Genomic DNA, 16,874 nt, shown 5'->3' with positions numbered 1-16,874 from the left:
CAGGAAAGCCAACATGACCAGCACGCAGACCCCCAGCACTTTCACCCTCGGCGACCGCACCGTCCATCGGCTCGGCTACGGCGCCATGCAGCTCGCCGGCCCCGGCGTGTTCGGCCCGCCGAAGGACCGCGAGGCGGCACTGGCCGTGCTGCGCGAAGCGGTTGCCAGCGGCGTCGATCACATCGACACCAGCGACTTCTACGGCCCGCACATCACCAACCAGCTCATCCGCGAGGCGCTCTCGCCCTACGCGAAAGACCTCGTCATCGTCACCAAGATCGGGGCGAAGCGCTCCGACACGGGCGGCTGGCTGCCGGCGTTCTCTGCCGCCGAGCTCACGCAGGCGGTGCACGACAACCTGCGCAACCTCGGGGTGGACGTGCTGGAGGTGGTGAACCTGCGCATCATGTTCGATGTGCACGGCCCGGCCGAAGGATCGATCGAGGCACCGCTGGCAGCGCTGGCCGATCTGCAGCGCCAAGGGCTCGTGCGGCACATAGGCTTGAGCAACGTCACCTCCACACAGGTCGCGGAAGGACGCGGCATCTGCCGCATCGCCTGCGTGCAGAACCAGTACAACCTCGTGCATCGCAACGACGACGCGCTGATCGATGACCTGGCGCGCGACGGCATTCCGTATGTTCCCTTCTTCCCGCTGGGCGGCTTCACGCCGCTGCAGTCTTCCGGGCTTTCCGAGGTCGCGCAGCGTTTGGGCGCCACGCCGATGCAGGTGGCGCTGGCCTGGCTCCTGCGCCGCTCGCCCAACATCCTGTTGATTCCCGGCACCGGGTCGGTCGCGCATCTGCGCGAGAACCTGGCCGCAGGGAAGCTGGCGTTGCCTGCCGATGCGATGGAGGCTTTGGACCGTGTGGCTGCGGCCAAGGCCGGATGAATCTCGCGGCCTCGCACCACACGCGCAGGCCGCTCCTTCAATTCGTCTGCTTGCCGGCTTGCAATCGCCGGAACGCGCTGAAGTGCCGGATGGCCATCTGTTGCCGCCCGCTGTCGGCATACAGCAGGGCCGCATTCCGATGCGCGTCGAGCAGATCCGGCTGCAGCCGCAGGGCTTCTTCGTAGCTCGCCAATGCGCCGTCCACGTCGGCGACACCCTCTAGCGCCACGGCGAGATTGAAATGCATCAGCGGATCGTCGGGACAGAACCGCAACCCTTTTTCGTAGAGCGACGCAGCCGCATCGAACACGCCGGATTCGCAGAGCATGAAGCCGAGATTCAGGTACGCGTGGGCATACGTGGGATCGTCCGCCAGGATGCTTCGGTAGAGCGCCTCGGCGATCCTGGGGGCCGTTTCTTCCAACGCTTCAGCCTCGGCAAAACGCGCATCGAGCGCGACGGCACCGACACTCGGCCCAGGTTTAGAGGGAAAGAAGCGCAGCGGGCTTTCGCCAGACCTGATCTGAAGATCCAGCACGAACTGCCCCGTCCGGGGCTCCCAATGCGCGTCTCCGAAGCGGACCGTCACGCGATCCCCTTCGGACGTGATCCGCATGCCCTGCAGCGGCTGATCTTCGGGCAGCGACGCGCGAAGCTGGCGCAGCGCCTTGAGAATCTGCCGCGTGGGAATACGTGCCGCTCGCAATTCATTTGCGGACCGAAGGAGCACGAGATCCTGGAAGGAAAATTTCCAGACGTTGTCATCCGCCTTCACCGGGGCAACGAAACCGAGCTCGATCAGCTTGAGCACCGTGTGGCGCGACAGGCCGAACGAATTCAGCACGTTGCGCAGCGACAGCGGGAATTCCTCGGGCGCCGTCACTTTTTCATTCTCGTGCGTGGCGCAGGTGCGGCCGCCTTTGCAGCAGCCTTGGGGGCGCGCTTGGCCTTGGCGATCGGCTTGCGGATGGGCGTCACCACCTGAGTGCCCTTCGCCGGCATCGTCCGCGGCTTGTGTGCCCCCCCGCCCTTGCGGTCGAGACTCGCCATGAGCATCTGGGTCAGATCGATCACCTGGCCGGAAGATTCGCCGTCCTCGGGATGTTCGGTCGCCACGATCTCCTGGCCCGCGATCTTTGCGTCGATGGCCGCCAGGATGCGTTTTTGCTCCTCGTCCTCGAACATCGTCGGGTCGTAGCTGTCCTGCGAGATCTGATCGATCAGCTGCAGCGCCAGCTTCAGTTCCGCGGCCGAGGGTTCGAGCTGCTCGATGCCGAGGTCCTGGATGGAGCGCACCTCCTGCGCATACAACAACTGCTGCAGGACGAGTCCGTCCTCCTGGGCACGCACCTGGACCACGTACTGCTTGGACTTCCAGGCCCACTTCGCCAAGGCGCAGCGCCCGCTCGTCAGCATCGCCTTCTTCAGCAGGTTGTACGGTTTGCCGCCGCGTTTGTCCGGCGCGAGGAAATAAGGCTTGTCGTAGTAGATCGGATCGACCGCGTCGGCCGGAATGAACGCGACGATGTCGATCAGGTGGCTCGCGCCATCCTCCAGCGCTTTCAGCTCCTCGGGCTGGAAGATGACGAAGCGGTCCGTATCGAACTCGTAGCCCTTGACCATTTCCGCGCGGGGAATGACCTTCTTCGGGTTGAGCGCAGAAACGTACTGCTGCTTCACCCGCGTCCCCTCCTTCGACAGCAGGTTGAAGTGAATGGCCGCAGAACTCTCGGTGGCGGTGTAGAGCCGCACGGGTATCGACACCAGGCCGAAGCCGAGCGACAGGGAAGCGATCGAGCGAGGGGTGGGCATGGCGGCTCCTTTGCGACGCAGATCAACATGCCATTTTTTTCGGCCGTGGAAAAGAGGCCAAAGGCGTCAATGCGGCGCATCTATCTGTATCAACCTGCCGACGCCGAGTTGCAGAACCAGGTTCGCTCCGCCCTGCTTCTCATGCGGGTATTTCTGTCAGTCGATGCGGGCATCCCCGACGGGGTCGGCGTCTTCGTTCTCGCGCGACATTTCCTGTCGCCACCGCACGGCGCCCGCCTCGAAGGCTTCGTGCGCGGATGCAAAGGACTTGTCCGACGCGTCGAACTCCTTGACCTGGTCGGCATCGCCGCTGGCCGTCAGGAGCAGCCAGTGATAGCGACCGTCGTGCAGCGGGTCTTCGATCACGGTCAGTGCGAGATGTGAAAGCTTCATGATTTTTCCTGTCCTCGTTCAGTCAGCGTTTTTCATAGCCGAGTCGCTTCATGGCCTGCGCCAGCGGCTGGCGCGTTTTCCAGTAGCCGGCCCATGGATCCTCTGTCTGGAAAGACAGGTGTTCGCGCGCTGTTCGAACATTCCATTGCGAGCCGCTCTTGAGGCTGCCCAGGTCGTCCCACGAAACCGGGATCGAAACGCCCAGGCCGGGCCGCGCGCGCGCCGAGAACGCAGCCGCGGTCGTCGCGCCGTGCCCGTTGCGCAGGTAGTCGACGAACAGCTTTCCCACGCGGTTGCTCGGGCCGCTCTTGGCCACGAAGCGCGCCGGGATCGTCCTGGCCATGTGCTGCACGATCGCCTGGGAGAACCCCTTGACGGTCTCGTAGTCGTATCGCGGCGCCAGGGGGACGACCACATGCAGCCCCTTGCCCCCGCTGGTTTTCAGCCATGCCTTCAGGCCAAGGGCTTCGAGCATCGCGCGCACCAGCGTCGCCGCTTCCTGGATGTGGCCCCAGGCGGTCCCTTCGCCGGGGTCGAGGTCGAACACCATGCGGTCGGGCTTGTCGATCGCCTTCGCTGTCGAGTTCCACGTATGAAACTCGATCACGTTCATCTGGGCGGCGCCGGAGAGCGCCTTGGCGTTGCCGATCTCCAGCAGTGCGGCGTGGCCCGGCCACAGGCTCTCGGGCAGTTCGGTGATGCCCGGAATGCCGATCTTTTCGCCGTGCTTCTGGAAGAACAGCTGTCCGGTCACGCCTGTCGGGCCGCGCACCAAAGAGCAAGGACGACCCTTGAGATGCGGCAGGATGAATTCGGCCACGGAGTCGTAATAGCGCACCAGATCCAGTTTGGTGATGCCCGTGGTGGCATCGATGACCCTGTCGCCGTGCGTCACCGTGATCGAAGCGCTCGACGAGCCGGCGGCCGTGCGGCTGGACGCCGCAGCGGCAGGCGCGCCGACGGCCTTGGGGCGCTCCCGCACGATGACCTTGGCGGGCTTGTCATCGCGCAATCCGATGAACGAGGCATGGCGGATTTGCCCGTCGGGCGTCCATTCCGCAAAGCTGACCTCCGCCAGCAACTGCGGCTTCACCCAACGCTCGCTGCCGGCCTTGCGCCTGGACCAGCGACCCGGCTTGGTGTCGCCTTTTTCGAAAGGCGAATTCGCGGCCGCCAGCGGCAGCAGCTTCTGCTTGATCTCACGGGCTTCCTCGCCGCTCCAGCCTGTGCCGACGCTGCCGACCGACGCCAGCTTGCCGCCGTCGTCGTGAACACCGAGCAGCAAGCTGCCGACTTGGTCGGCCTCGTCGGTGCGGTCGGTGTAGCCGCAGATCACGAACTCCTGGCGCAGCTTGCACTTGAGCTTCAGCCAGGTTTCGCTGCGCCGGGAAACGTAGGGTGCGTCGGCGCGCTTGGCGATCACGCCTTCCATCTCCATCTGGCAGGCCGAGCGAAGCAGCGACGTCGGATCGGCTTCGAAATTGGCACTGAACCTGACGTGTTCGCTGGCCTTCTCCGCAAGGAAGTCGTGCAGCAGTTGCCGGCGATCGCGCAGCGGCACCTGTCTGAGGTCCTGGCCTTCGAAGAAGGGAGCGTCGAACACGAAGAACACGATGTCTTGTGTGTCTCGGCCGCGATCGAAGGCGTTCTGCAAGGCGTTGAAGTCGGGCGCACCACGGGGTCCCAGCACCACGATTTCGCCGTCCAGGAACGACGAGCCGAGGCCCAGGGCGCCGAGTTCGTCCACCAGCGTCGGCATCCTGGCCGCCCAGTCGTGTCCGCCGCGCGTTATCAGCGCGACCTCCCCCTTGTCGAGCCGGGCCATGAGCCGGTAGCCATCGAACTTGATTTCATAGAGCCACTCGCCGGCCGACGGAACGCCTGCGGCCAGGGTGGCCAGCTGCGGCTTGATCTGCGCCGGCAGCGCCAGCAGCGCTTTCGCGGGCGCGCGGGCGAGCGGCTTGGGCGCCTTGGAAGGCGCGGGCCGCGCCGACGCAGTGCTGCGGGCGGAGGCACGGGCGCGCACCTTCCTGATCGGCTTGGCGATCACGCTGTCGGGCAACGCTGTCACGACGTCGTAGTCGGCATGCGCACGCGCGTATTCGTCCTTCTTCTTGAACAGAATCCAGGGCTCCTGCCGTTCGCCGCCCTTGGCGATGTTGACCAGTTCCCACAGGCCCTCGAGCTTCTGGCCGTGCAGCCGGAACACCAGCTTGCCGGCGGCCAGGCCTTTGCGTGGATCGCCCACCGGCTCCCAGGTGCCGTTGTCCCAGACGATCACCGTCCCGGCGCCGTACTGCTTCGGCGGAATCGTTCCTTCGAAGGATGAATAGGAGATCGGATGGTCCTCCACGTGGATGGCCATGCGCTTTTCCTTGGGGTCGAAACTGGGCCCCTTGGGCACCGCCCAGGAAACCATTACCCCGTCGAGCTCGAGTCGGAAGTCGTAGTGCAGCCGCGACGCCGCATGCTTTTGCACGACGAACGACAGCGCGTGGGGACTCGGCCGGCCACCCTCGGCGGGCTCCGCCGTCACGGCGAAATTCCGCTTGGACTTGTACGTGGAAAGCGCGTCGCCCTTGGCCATCGTTCCTCGTTGCTCCAATTGCTGCGGCGCGCTGCCCAAGCGGACGGCTTGGCTTGCCGCCTGCTACGCGGCCTTCCTGGCCGCAGCGCCCGTCTTCTTCGCAGGGCTCTTTCGCGCCTTGGTCTTGGTGGCGGACTTGGCCGTGGTCTTGGCCGTAGTCTTGGCCGTGGTCTTGGCGCTGCGCTTCCTGGCCGCGGGGGCCTTGGTCTTGGCCGACCCGCCTCCCTTGAGGCTGCGTTGGAGCAACTCGGTCAGGTCGATCACGTTCGAGGCTTCTTCCGGCGCCTCCTCTTCCGGCTGGATCACGGTTTCGGTGTCGCCCGCCTTCACCTTCTTCTCGACGATTTTCATCACCGCATGCTTGAACTCGTCCTTGAAATCCTCGGGTTCCCACTTGCCCGACATGTCATTCACGAGTTGCTCCGCCATCTTCATTTCCGCGGCCGATACGTTGGCACCCTTGACGCCCGCGGCGGGCAGGTCGAGACCCTCGAGCGTCTTGACCTCGTCACCCCAGCGCAGCAGGTTGAGCACCAGTGCCTTGCCCGACGGCACCAGCACCGCCAGGTGCTGCTTGGTCGCGATGACCACCTTGGCCAGGCCGACCTTGCCGGACTTGATCAGCACCTCGCGCAGCAGCGCGTAGACCTTCTGCCCCTTGTTGATCGGGGCCACGTAGTACGGACGCTCCAGATACACGAAGGGGATTTCGTTGGCATCGATGAAGCGCTGGATCTCGATCGTCTGGGTGGTGCGCGGGTACACGGCTTCGATTTCGTCGGGCGAGATCACGACGTACTTGCCGTCCTCGTATTCGACGCCCTTGACGATGTTGTCCTTGTCGATCTCCTTGCCCGTCTTCTTGTTGATGCGCTTGTAGCCCACCGGGTCCATGGTGCGCTTGTCCAGCCAGTCGAAGTCCACGCCCTGCTCGATGCTCGCCGTGTGCAAGCCGACGGGAATGTGGACCAGGCCGAAGGTGATCGCGCCTTTCCAGAGGGTTCTGCTGCCAGTGGCCATGGACTTTCCTTGGGGAGTACTTGGTCGGGGGTACGAAGATGTCCGGCAGCATTGCGCTGGCCGGCACGCGGCGATGTGGGACGCGACCGGCGCTCCCCGGAGGACATGCCGCACATGGCGCACATGGCGTAGGCGGCCGGCGAAGCGCTATGGCATCACGCCGAACCCGAATGCCGTGCGGGTGCGTCCGGCCGGCTTCGCGGGCGGTTCCTGCCTTGGCGCCGCGCGGGCAGCACGCTTGCCGGCGCGTTCGCTTTCCGGGGTGGTCTCAGGCTCGGGCTCGTGGTCACGGGCCGTGCTCGATCGGGGACCTTTGTCGAGGTCGTCGATCAGGGATTCGAGCGCGACCAGACCGTCGGCCATCGCCGCCTTGTAGGTGCTTGCGGCCCTGCGGGAGCGCTGGAAGGGTTGCCAGTTGCCGGAATCCTCGGCGTCCGCCTCGCTGAGCACCCATTCGAACGCACCGGCCTTGGGCTCTTCGATGTGTACGGAGATCTGTCGCAGATCACCTTGCGTCTTCGTCGCCATGTTCGGTCTCCTCAAGGCGTCTGGTTGATTCTTCACGGGGGTGGCGAACACGCTGAGCGGGCGGGACCGATCCAAGCGGAACTCGGATCGCTCCTCGAGCAAGTCGGACTTCGCCGCAAATGCATGCGGATGATCTCGCCGAGCCGCGCTGCACGATGCAAGAAGTCACGCGGCTTTACCGGCTCCTTACCCCGTCGGCCGAATCCAGACACCGGTGCGTTTTTCAATTGCGCCATGCGCCACGAACGATCCGATCCGACTGAAGAGAAGCTCACTGCAATCACTGCCATCGCAGCGCGCGAGATCGCGGAATCGAGGCGGCTGCGACGCACTGCCGCCGCAGTGCGCGCGGAGTACGCCCGGGTCCGCAAGGGCACGCACCCCGCAAGCGCTTTCATGGCGTTCGCGCATTCGAAGAAATATCCACCGATTCCTGAGCGCGGTTGAACACGCGGCACTGCGAGCGATGGCCTTGAAGGTATCCGGCCGCGCCGCGCCTTGCGGTGTGGCCGGGCAAAAAAGGTCCGGCCAGAGGCCGGACCAACGGTACGACAGCCCCATGGACCCCTCCATGAGGCTGGGACAAATTCTCGGTGCGACGATCACCCCAGTGTGGGACAACTGCTCGACGCAGTGCCAGTGCGGCGAACACGGTTGTCCCTTGCGACGAGGACGACAAAGCTTCGCCCTCGTCTGCAGAACAAGTTACAGGATCGCGACCCGGCCCGTTGCGCTTTGCAGGGACGCGGATTGCCCGCGGGCACTCTCCACCACCACCGGGCATCCGGATGCGCGACGCAGACAGCATTGCCACATTGATCTTCGGACGGCCCGACATCGAAGCCGTCCCGCTGCGCGAACCGATCCTGCTCCATACCTTCATCGTGGTCGCGGTCATGGGTGTGGCCTTGCTGGTCGCGCTCACCTCTCTGCGGCTCCGGGGGGCGGCTCTGGCGGGAATGCTTCACCAGCATCGCCACCACAAGGCGACCGGTGTCGTGAGGATGGCAAGCGAGGGCAAGCGCCGCTACTTTCCCGCCGCGATGCCTGCCTTGCGCAATGAACTGGGCGCATCGACGCCCGCATCGTCATCGACGCCCACCGAGAGCCTGTCGACGAGTTCTCCGCCGAGCCACGCAGTGACGAGCGCGATGGCCGCGCCCATGAAGGCCCAGACCATCTGGCCGAACCCGGGGGCATAGTCGCGGTCGCGCAGCAGAAAGCTCAGGGCGAACAACAGCAACACCAGCACGTTGCCGATGCCATGCATCGCGCCGATGCGCCGTGCGCGCGTGCCCTTGGGAATGCCGAGCCAATCCACGAGGCCGAATGGCGCCGCAAGCACGCCGCCAACAAGGCCGGCGGCGATCATCCAGTACGACACGGCCGCCATCACCTGGCTGCCTCCGACGAGATGGATCACATCGAACACGACCGCCGTGGCGAGAAGCCCGAGCGGAAACACCACCAGCATCTGGTGCACAGGATGGCCGAGGAACCGTGCGCTTGCATGCATGTCAGTCTCCAGTCCGAATGGGGAAGCAGCGATATCAACCACCGCTGACATGCAGAGGAGCGAGAAACAGGCGCATGGCCCGGTCGGTACTTTCCTACGTTGCCGCGCCCCCGGCGGAGAAGGCAATGCGATTCGGGACAGCTGCGCATCGGGCATCTGCGCAGCGGCGTGTTGAGCGATGGGACCGCACGCCCAGTGCAGTGCAGTGCAGTGCAGTGGCGAACGCTCGTTCGTGTGTGCCGCGTGACCACGCGAGCGGTCCGGCGATCGACGGCCCGCCCACTTGCGCCAATCCTGCGGATCGCCTACGGGCGCTGTAAAGGAAGTCCTACTTCAGCGGATTCGCACGAATGCACCTTGCAACGAGGCGCACCGACATTGAGAACGGATGGACATGAAAGACCTAGACAGCAACCGCGATCCGGACAAATCGGCAGGCACGCAAGAGACGGGAGCCAAGGCAGACCGTCGCCGGACTGCCGGCCCCGGCGAGACGCGATGGTCGCAAGCCAGCGGCGATGGTCTGCAGCGGCCCGTACCCCAGCAACCCAATGAACTGGATGAATCGGCGAGCAGCCAAGCGGCCGCGAGCCCTTCGATGGCAGAAGTTGGGCAAGTCGCCTATCAGGACGCGGTCACCAGCCAGGACACAGACCGGGGTCCGGTGCTGGATGCGGTCTACAACGGGCCTGTGACGCAAGGACACCGTGTGGGCGACGAAGAGGAGGTTCGCGGCGAGCGGGATCCCATGAAATCGACCTCGTCGAAAAATCCCTGAGCCGGCTGGCCGGCTCCGCCTGAGCTTGGAGTGGCAGCAACTCGCAAGAGAACAGTCGGATGGCTGCCACGCACAGAAAGCGGCGACCACACGGACTACCGACGCGAACCACTGTGCGTGAGCGCCGCTATCGGCCATTGAACCGAAGGCGCTGGCAGTGCGTGCCGGAGCCCTCTACCGAAGGCCGCCGCCACATGCTCTGCTGCCAGGGCACCGGAGCGGGCTGCGCTCTCCATGGAACACGGCAGTCCCGTCGCCGTCCAGTCTCCGGCGAGCCACAGGCCCTGCACCGCGGTGCTCGCTGCGGGTCGCAACCGCTCGGTGCCCGGGGCCGGGCAAGGCACCGCCATCGGGATGCGATGCACGCGCGAATGACGCAGCAACGCGCCGGCAGCGGCGGGTGCGAATTCCGCAAGCTCCCGTCGCGTTTGCGCCACGAGCCGCGCATCACTCCAGGTCCAGGCTTCATCGGCATGGATGGCGTTGGCCGCGATCAGAGAACCGGTGCGCGGGCGCTGCGGCCGGATGTTCGACAGGTCGTAAAAGTCGGTGTTCAGATCACCTTCAGCCCAGACCCGGGCCCAGAAGCGCTCAGGCGTCAGCTTGTCGTCGAACCACAGCATCGTGCTCACATAGGCGCAGGGTTTGAACAACGCGCCGTTCGCAAAGCAATCCGACGCGGCGCCCGCGGCATCCCCCGCGAGGGCTGCAAGTGCCTGCGGCGGCAGGGCCAGGACGCCTGCGCGGGCACGGACGATGCGGCCGTCTTCGAGCAACATTCCTTCGAAGGCGCCGCCTGCCGTTGCGAGCAGCGAGCGCGCAGCGCAGGATGTATGCACCTGGCCTCCCCCGGCCTCGACGGCCCTCCGGCAGCCCGGTGCAAACAGGTCCGCAAGCGCGACCTTCGGGAAGCCGAAGCAGTAGCCGCTGCGCCCCAGCATCAACCTGAATACGCGCATCACCGCTGCCGCCGAGCATTCGGCGAGCGGAACGTTCAGCAGGGCCAGCATCGACGACCGCCAGAACCAGTCGATGCTCCGGCCGCTGACGCCATGGAGACGCAGGTAACTCTCCGCGTCCAGATCGTCGAGCGCAAGCGTCTGGCGTTCGTCGAGCCGCGCCGCGGTCCAGGCGACGCTCATGTTCGACATCAGGTCGCGCCATGACATGCATCGCAGGGCGTTAGGCAGATTGGGCAGGCCATGCAGCGGCGGGGGCCACCGTGGGGCATGCATGCGCAACTGACGACCGCCATCGAGCAAGGTGATGAGCGGATCTGGCTGCCATTGGAGTTGGCCGGCCGTTCCGAGGCGCTCAAGCAGCGCAAGGAAATTGCGGTGCTCGGAAGTGATTACATGCGGCCCGATGTCGACCGCGTCTCCGGTCGTCGGGTCGAGCCAACTTGCCGCACGCCCGCCCAACTGGTTGTCTTTCTCCACGAGGACCACGCGCAAGCCGCAGTCGGCGGCAAGCCATGCGGCACACGACAAGCCAGCAATGCCGCCACCGGCGATCACCACATCGGCCGTGATGTCCTCCGGTGTCGACCGATGAGCGAACCGGTCCATGTCAGCCCGGCCTGGTCGCGTGCGGTCAGCTCATTCTGTCCGGCACGCGTGCAGAGCCCGGGCCGGACGAACGCACGCTTCCCCCCGCGGGCGCCGTCTTGCGGCGCCGGTACCACTTGATAGCCATCCATGCCACCGTTGCGATCTTGATCAGCCTGAACATCACGACTCCTGCATTGACAAGCAAGCAGCGTGGCGAGGCGGCTCCGGTGCGGCGCTGCGTGCATGTCGCGTATCACCGTAGGCGGGCATCCCGGCGAACGGCTGAACTGGCATCCACTGTTGGTCAACCCGGAAGGACTCAATCTTTCGAAGAGAAGCCCGGGGCAAGCGCGAATTGGATTCGAGTCGCGGCTCACACGTCAGCACACCCGAAAGGCCGGCCAACCGAAGCTCTTCGTTGAGCGCGCGGCCAAGCGCCGGCACACCCGCCTTGGAGGCCGGGTACGAGGCTTGGTAGGCGAGCGGCAAGCCGAGCGCGAACGCAAGCAGTGCAGTCACGAACACGCGGATCGCTGGTGCCGGGCTCATGAGTGCTCCTCACGACGGTGAGGCCATGCCGCCCAAGTGAACTTGTCCGCTTTGCTCCCGCGATCCGCGGGCATGTTCACGTCCCGGCCTGCGGCGCGCTCGAACTCCACTGGATCGTGCGCGCTCAGCAGCGTGATCTCGGCACCGAAGCGCTCGCGCAGCGAACGAAGCCGCCGCTGGTTGTGCAGGCGCGCAGCACGGTCCTTCTCCATCATCGTCTGGTAGAAGCGCAGGCCCGGCGTGCACCAGGGATCGCGGGCATCCATTTCGCGATGATGGAAATAGGCGTCACCCGCCATCAGCATCCAGCCGCAGGAAGACGCGCGCACCGCAACACCCGCATGCCCGAGCGTGTGGCCCACGAGCGGCACCAGCAGTATTTCAGGCGGCAATCCTTGCAACTGCCGCACGCAGTCGAAGCCATACCAGGGTTCTCCCCGCCCGGCGGCGTAAACCTGCCAGCGCTCCCGGCTGCTCCACTGCTGGGGGCGGAAACGCTGGCGGTCCAGCCAGGTGCGCTGTCGCTGCGCCTCATCCCGCTCGACGCGCATCATGTGCACGCGCGCCGCCGGAAAGTCGTCCAGCCCGCCTGCATGGTCGAAGTCGAGGTGCGTGAGCACGATGTGGCGCACGTCCGAGGCCGAGAACCCGAGGCGTTCGATCTGGCGCACGGCCGTCATCTCCTCGCGAAAGTCCGGGTCCATCAGCCGCAGGAAGAACCCGCTGAGGCGGCCCCGCGGATCGTTCACATCACGCAGCCCGTAGCCCGTGTCGACCAGGACCAGGCCATGGTCGGTTTCCAGCAGCAGGCAGTGGCAACACAGGCAGCCGCGCTCGAAGGCGCTGCGGCTGCGGCCGTCCATGAGACGGCCTCCCAGCGGGCACGCCGAGACGCAATTGAGGTGGTGGGCAATGATCATGGTGTGGCGGATGAAGAACGGCTGCCTTGGCAAAAGGATCGAGCCATTCGACGGGCAAGCGGCGGGCCCGGCGCCATGCGCCACTTGTCGTCGGTGCAGCGGGAACGCGGATTGCCGGCCCCGGGCCATCGCATGAAAGGACGAACCGATGGAAACCGGTCCTGCCAGAGCCATGCCGGAGCCGCACGCCCAAAGACCCCGGCGGTGCGCGTCCGGTTTTTCTCGATCCACTGAAGGTGTACCTGCCGCCGTTCGCCTGCTCCTTCGATGACTGCCAGCCGGACCTGCGGCGGCCCATTCCGGGTTCACTTGCGAGCCTCCAGGCTGAAAAGCAAAAAGCCCGGCAAGCCGGGCTTTTTGACATGCGAAGCCGACGAGCGGCTTCGCTTTCCTGCCTTACCCCAGCAGGCCGTGAAGGATGTTGGTGACAGGCGCCACCACATTGCCCGCCACGTGTTCGACCTGGCTGGAGATGGGAGTCACGATTTCGGCCAGGTTCGAGCCCACTGCGTTGTCCACGCCCGCCAGTACATCGGTCACGATTCCCGCCACCGGCGCGCCGGACCCTGAGCCTGCAAGGATGTCGACCACGGCTTCCTGCACGCTGCTCACGCTTTCGCCGAGCGAGTCCAGCGCAGGAGCACCTCCAGTGATGCCGCCGAGGAGATCCGTCACCGGCTGAAGGATGTTGGCAAGGGGGGTGTCGCCGTTCTGGGCGCCAAGCAGACTGCCGACAAGACCGTCATTGCCGAGCAGCGCGCCGACCAGACCCTCGTCGCCGACGACACCCCCGAGCAAGCCGCCCTCGTTGCCGAGAACGCCGCCAAGCAGACCGCCTTCGCCGCCCAGCAGACCGCCGTTCCCAAAGAGCAAGCCACCGAGGCCACCGTCACCGCCGAGGACGCCACCCAGGAGGCCGTCGTCACCCAGCACGCCGCCGAGCAAGCCGCCGTCACCGCCGAGCAGACCGCCTACGAGGCCGTCGTCGCCCAGGATGCCGCCGAGCAGGCCACCGTCGCCACCGAGGACGCCGCCCAGGAGACCATCGTCACCCAGCACGCCGCCGAGCAGGCCGCCATCACCGCCGAGCAGGCCGCCTACGAGGCCGTCGTCGCCGAGGACGCCGCCGAGCAGGCCGCCATCACCGCCGAGCAGACCGCCCACGAGGCCGTCGTCGCCGAGGATGCCGCCGAGCAGACCACCGTCGCCACCGAGCAAGCCGCCAAGCAGGCCGTCGTCACCCAGGACACCGCCGAGCAGACCACCGTCGCCACCGAGCAAGCCGCCAAGCAGACCGTCGTCACCCAGGACACCGCCGAGGAGACCACCGTCGCCACCGAGCAAGCCGCCCAGCAGACCGTCGTCACCCAGCACACCGCCAAGGAGACCACCGTCGCCACCGAGCAAGCCGCCCAACAGACCGTCGTCGCCCAGCACGCCGCCGAGCAGGCCGCCGTCGCCACCGAGCAGACCGCCCAGCAGGCCCTCGTCACCCAGCACGCCACCGAGGAGACCACCGTCGCCGCCGAGCAAGCCGCCCAGCAAGCCGTCGTCACCCAGCACGCCACCGAGGAGACCACCGTCGCCGCCGAGCAAGCCGCCCAGCAGGCCGTCGTCACCCAGGACACCGCCGAGGAGACCACCGTCGCCGCCGAGCAGACCACCCAGCAAGCCGTCGTCACCCAGCACGCCACCGAGGAGACCACCGTCGCCGCCTAGCAAACCGCCCAGCAAATCGCTCAGCGGGGTTTCGCTCAGCAGACCTTCAACGAGGCCACCTTGACCAAGGAGGTTGTCGACCAGGCCGTCTTCGCCAAGCAGCTCGCCCACGAGCCCGTCGCTGCCCAGGAGATTTGCAAGAGCGCCGTCCTGGCCGAGCAGGCCATTGAGCAAACCGGCGTTCTCGCCAAGAAGTCCGCCGAGCAATCCATCGTCACCGAGCAAGCCGCCCAGCAGACCGTCGTCACCCAGGACACCGCCGAGGAGACCGCCGTCGCCGCCGAGCAGACCACCCAGCAGGCCGTCGTCACCCAGGACACCGCCGAGGAGACCGCCGTCGCCGCCGAGGACGCCACCCAGGAGGCCGTCGTCACCCAGCACGCCGCCGAGCAAGCCGCCGTCACCGCCGAGCAGACCGCCTACGAGGCCGTCGTCGCCCAGGATGCCGCCGAGCAGGCCACCGTCGCCACCGAGGACGCCGCCCAGGAGGCCATCGTCACCCAGGACACCGCCGAGGAGACCGCCGTCGCCGCCGAGCAAGCCGCCCAGCAGGCCGTCGTCACCCAGGACACCGCCGAGGAGACCGCCGTCGCCGCCGAGCAGACCGCCCAGCAGGCCGTCGTCACCCAGCAACTGGTCGACGAGTCCGTCCTCGCCCAAGGCTTCGCCGAGCAGGCCGTTGTCGCCGAGAAGAGCCTCGACCACCTGACCCACGGCGCCATCGGTCGTCAGAAGCCCATCGACAAGTTCGTCGATTCCGAGGCCGGCGGTCACGCCACCGAGCAGGCCGTCGCTTCCAAGGACATTTTCCAGACCGTTGTTCAGCGCGTCCGTGACGTAGTCGACCTGCTCGTTGAGCGAATCGACGAGGGCATCGGTGACGCCCTCTCCGAGAAGGCCGTCGACCACCGGCGCGAGTGCACCACCGACGTTGTTCGTCACGTTGTCGACCGCGGTGTCCACAGGATCGAACTCGTTCGGGTCGTCCGCGGTGAAGTCCTCTCCGACGATGGGCGACAGGACGTCGTCCACGACATCGGTCACACCGTCGACCACTGGGGCGAGGGGATCAAGGACCCCACCAAGGCCCAGCGTGTCGTCGACCGCACCGATCACATTGCCTACCAGCGTGTCGCTGGGGTCGAGCAGGTGGCTGTCTGCATCTGCATCTGCATCTGCATCTGCATCTGCATCAGCGTCTGCATCTGCATCTGCATCTGCATCAGCGTCTGCATCTGCATCGGCATCGGCATCGGCATCGGCATCGGCATCGGCATCTGCATCAGCATCGGCATCTGCATCTGCATCGGCATCGGCATCGGCATCGGCATCGGCATCGGCGTCGGCGTCGGCGTCGGCGTCGGCATCGGCATCGGCATCGGCATCGGCATCGGCATCAGCATCAGCATCAGCGTCGGCGTCGGCATCGGCATCGGCATCGGCATCGGCATCAGCGTCTGCATCGGCATCGGCATCGGCATCGGCATCGGCATCGGCATCGGCATCAGCATCAGCATCAGCATCAGCATCAGCATCAGCGTCAGCATCGGCATCAGCATCAGCATCAGCATCAGCATCAGCATCAGCATCAGCATCAGCATCAGCATCAGCATCAGCATCAGCATCAGCGTCAGCATCGGCATCGGCATCAGCGTCAGCATCGGCATCAGCGTCAGCATCGGCATCGGCATCGGCATCAGCGTCAGCATCGGCATCGGCATCGGCATCGGCATCGGCGTCTGCATCGGCATCAGCGTCTGCATCGGCATCAGCGTCTGCATCGGCATCGGCATCGGCATCGGCATCGGCATCGGCGTCTGCATCAGCGTCTGCATCGGCATCGGCATCGGCATCGGCATCGGCATCGGCATCGGCGTCGGCGTCGGCATCGGCATCGGCGTCGGCGTCGGCGTCGGCATCGGCATCGGCATCGGCATCGGCATCGGCGTCGGCGTCGGCATCACCGTCTGCGTCCGCATCGGCGTCCGCATCCGCATCTGCGTCGGCGTCCGATTCACCAATGCCAGGAACGAGGAAAGGAACCGATCCGCCGTCACTGCCGCCGCCGCCGAGGGCTGCCGCGAGAATGCCGGCGCCCAGCGCGCCCAGGGCGAACTCGCCCAATCCAAGACCGCCAGATGCGGGGGTCGACTTCGTGATGGCCACCGCGGCAGCGTCAGCGTCGCTGTCCGGAGGCGTGATGTGGAGATCGCCCGAGGCGACGTTGACGTCGACTTGCTCGAGGCCGCCTGGCAACTTCGTGGAGCCGATCAAGGCATCCGTGCCGCCGGTGAACACGCCGGCAAGCGGTGCCTTGTTTCCGGGAGAGCCAGGAAAGATGACATTGGCGTGGCCGTTGTCGGGGACGAGCACGCGGTCGCCAGTCATCAGGTCGTGCGTGCCCTGAACCGCCAGCTTGTTGCCGTCGCGAACGACCATGGTGCCGGGCGTCGCGTCGGTGAGCGAGCCGATGGTGGCGCGTCCTGCGCCCTCGGCTGCGGGTACGACTGCACCTGCAGGAGCCAGCGGTTGTAGCTGACCTTGCGCAAGAACGACCGGGGTGATCTTTCCTTCAGACGGGGACGCCGCCGAAGCCGAGTTTTCTATTGC

The 16,874-nt window shown here is 66.0% G+C and carries 14 protein-coding genes and 1 pseudogene; 4 read left to right on the top strand and 11 right to left on the bottom strand.

Annotated elements, in window-relative coordinates; genetic code table 11:
- Positions 1-13 precede the first annotated feature (13 nt).
- Entirely contained in the window at positions 14-892 is an 879-nt protein-coding gene (locus VARPA_RS13990; protein WP_013541221.1) for an aldo/keto reductase family oxidoreductase, read from the top strand.
- Between the two features lie 37 nt (positions 893-929).
- Here VARPA_RS13990 and VARPA_RS13985 read toward each other — a convergent pair whose 3' ends face one another.
- From VARPA_RS13985 to VARPA_RS13960, 6 genes are all read right to left on the bottom strand, one after another.
- Complete coding sequence (locus tag VARPA_RS13985; protein WP_013541220.1) at positions 930-1,775, bottom strand: tetratricopeptide repeat protein; 846 nt, start codon at positions 1,773-1,775, stop codon at positions 930-932.
- Positions 1,772-2,704: a Ku protein gene (locus VARPA_RS13980; RefSeq protein ID WP_013541219.1), complete on the bottom strand. Its 933-nt coding sequence runs from the start codon at positions 2,702-2,704 to the stop codon at positions 1,772-1,774. The genes VARPA_RS13985 and VARPA_RS13980 overlap by 4 nt, the downstream gene beginning before the upstream one ends.
- Before the next feature lie 156 nt (positions 2,705-2,860).
- Positions 2,861-3,097 (bottom strand): hypothetical protein, encoded by a 237-nt coding sequence (locus VARPA_RS13975; protein ID WP_013541218.1) that lies wholly within the window; start codon positions 3,095-3,097, stop codon positions 2,861-2,863.
- A 22-nt stretch (positions 3,098-3,119) separates the two neighbouring features.
- Entirely contained in the window at positions 3,120-5,684 is a 2,565-nt protein-coding gene (gene ligD / locus VARPA_RS13970) for a DNA ligase D (RefSeq protein ID WP_013541217.1), read from the bottom strand.
- A 63-nt stretch (positions 5,685-5,747) separates the two neighbouring features.
- A complete protein-coding gene (locus VARPA_RS13965) occupies positions 5,748-6,704 on the bottom strand; it encodes a Ku protein (protein WP_013541216.1) in 957 nt (318 codons plus the stop codon).
- Positions 6,705-6,851: 147 nt separating this feature from the next.
- Entirely contained in the window at positions 6,852-7,232 is a 381-nt protein-coding gene (locus VARPA_RS13960) for a hypothetical protein (RefSeq protein ID WP_013541215.1), read from the bottom strand.
- Positions 7,233-8,020: 788 nt separating this feature from the next.
- Here VARPA_RS13960 and VARPA_RS32000 point away from each other — a divergent pair.
- Positions 8,021-8,207: pseudogene (locus tag VARPA_RS32000) on the top strand (hypothetical protein); the annotation flags it as partial.
- A gap of 52 nt (positions 8,208-8,259) precedes the next feature.
- Here VARPA_RS32000 and VARPA_RS13955 read toward each other — a convergent pair.
- Positions 8,260-8,748, bottom strand: coding sequence for a DUF2231 domain-containing protein (locus VARPA_RS13955; RefSeq protein ID WP_013541214.1), 489 nt, complete (start codon positions 8,746-8,748; stop codon positions 8,260-8,262).
- A 394-nt stretch (positions 8,749-9,142) separates the two neighbouring features.
- Here VARPA_RS13955 and VARPA_RS13950 point away from each other — a divergent pair, with 394 nt between their 5' ends.
- Positions 9,143-9,526, top strand: coding sequence for a hypothetical protein (locus VARPA_RS13950; RefSeq protein WP_144298985.1), 384 nt, complete (start codon positions 9,143-9,145; stop codon positions 9,524-9,526).
- A gap of 95 nt (positions 9,527-9,621) precedes the next feature.
- Here VARPA_RS13950 and VARPA_RS13945 read toward each other — a convergent pair whose 3' ends face one another.
- From VARPA_RS13945 to VARPA_RS31995, 4 genes are all read right to left on the bottom strand, one after another.
- Positions 9,622-11,094: a hydroxysqualene dehydroxylase gene (locus tag VARPA_RS13945; RefSeq protein WP_013541212.1), complete on the bottom strand. Its 1,473-nt coding sequence runs from the start codon at positions 11,092-11,094 to the stop codon at positions 9,622-9,624.
- A 162-nt stretch (positions 11,095-11,256) separates the two neighbouring features.
- Positions 11,257-11,625, bottom strand: a complete 369-nt coding sequence (locus VARPA_RS31510; RefSeq protein WP_013541210.1) for a hypothetical protein — start codon at positions 11,623-11,625, stop codon at positions 11,257-11,259.
- Positions 11,622-12,542 (bottom strand): MBL fold metallo-hydrolase, encoded by a 921-nt coding sequence (locus tag VARPA_RS13935; protein ID WP_144299120.1) that lies wholly within the window; start codon positions 12,540-12,542, stop codon positions 11,622-11,624. Before VARPA_RS13935 ends, VARPA_RS31510 begins: the two co-directional genes overlap by 4 nt.
- Before the next feature lie 399 nt (positions 12,543-12,941).
- Positions 12,942-14,375 carry a hypothetical protein gene (locus tag VARPA_RS31995; protein WP_416367505.1) on the bottom strand — a complete coding sequence of 478 codons (1,434 nt, stop codon included), beginning with the start codon at positions 14,373-14,375 and terminating at the stop codon, positions 12,942-12,944.
- On the opposite strand from VARPA_RS31995, the gene VARPA_RS31990 reads away from it, so the two are divergent.
- Complete coding sequence (locus VARPA_RS31990; protein ID WP_416367504.1) at positions 14,325-16,799, top strand: hypothetical protein; 2,475 nt, start codon at positions 14,325-14,327, stop codon at positions 16,797-16,799. The genes VARPA_RS31995 and VARPA_RS31990 overlap by 51 nt on opposite strands.
- The last annotated feature ends 75 nt before the right edge of the window (positions 16,800-16,874 follow it).

This window comes from Variovorax paradoxus EPS (assembly GCF_000184745.1).
Taxonomy (GTDB): Bacteria; Pseudomonadota; Gammaproteobacteria; order Burkholderiales; family Burkholderiaceae_C; genus Variovorax; species Variovorax paradoxus_C.
The sequence above is the reverse complement of the archived record's forward strand: the minus strand, read 5'-3'. Positions and strand labels throughout refer to the sequence as shown.

Coding starts and splice junctions, on each gene's coding strand:
- VARPA_RS13990 (WP_013541221.1), top strand. CDS start 14: ATGACCAGCACGCAGACCCCCAGCACTTTCACCCTCGGCGACCGCACC.
- VARPA_RS13980 (WP_013541219.1), bottom strand. CDS start 2,704: ATGCCCACCCCTCGCTCGATCGCTTCCCTGTCGCTCGGCTTCGGCCTG.
- VARPA_RS13975 (WP_013541218.1), bottom strand. CDS start 3,097: ATGAAGCTTTCACATCTCGCACTGACCGTGATCGAAGACCCGCTGCAC.
- ligD (WP_013541217.1), bottom strand. CDS start 5,684: ATGGCCAAGGGCGACGCGCTTTCCACGTACAAGTCCAAGCGGAATTTC.
- VARPA_RS13965 (WP_013541216.1), bottom strand. CDS start 6,704: ATGGCCACTGGCAGCAGAACCCTCTGGAAAGGCGCGATCACCTTCGGC.
- VARPA_RS13960 (WP_013541215.1), bottom strand. CDS start 7,232: ATGGCGACGAAGACGCAAGGTGATCTGCGACAGATCTCCGTACACATC.
- VARPA_RS13955 (WP_013541214.1), bottom strand. CDS start 8,748: ATGCATGCAAGCGCACGGTTCCTCGGCCATCCTGTGCACCAGATGCTG.
- VARPA_RS13950 (WP_144298985.1), top strand. CDS start 9,143: ATGAAAGACCTAGACAGCAACCGCGATCCGGACAAATCGGCAGGCACG.
- VARPA_RS13945 (WP_013541212.1), bottom strand. CDS start 11,094: ATGGACCGGTTCGCTCATCGGTCGACACCGGAGGACATCACGGCCGAT.
- VARPA_RS31510 (WP_013541210.1), bottom strand. CDS start 11,625: ATGAGCCCGGCACCAGCGATCCGCGTGTTCGTGACTGCACTGCTTGCG.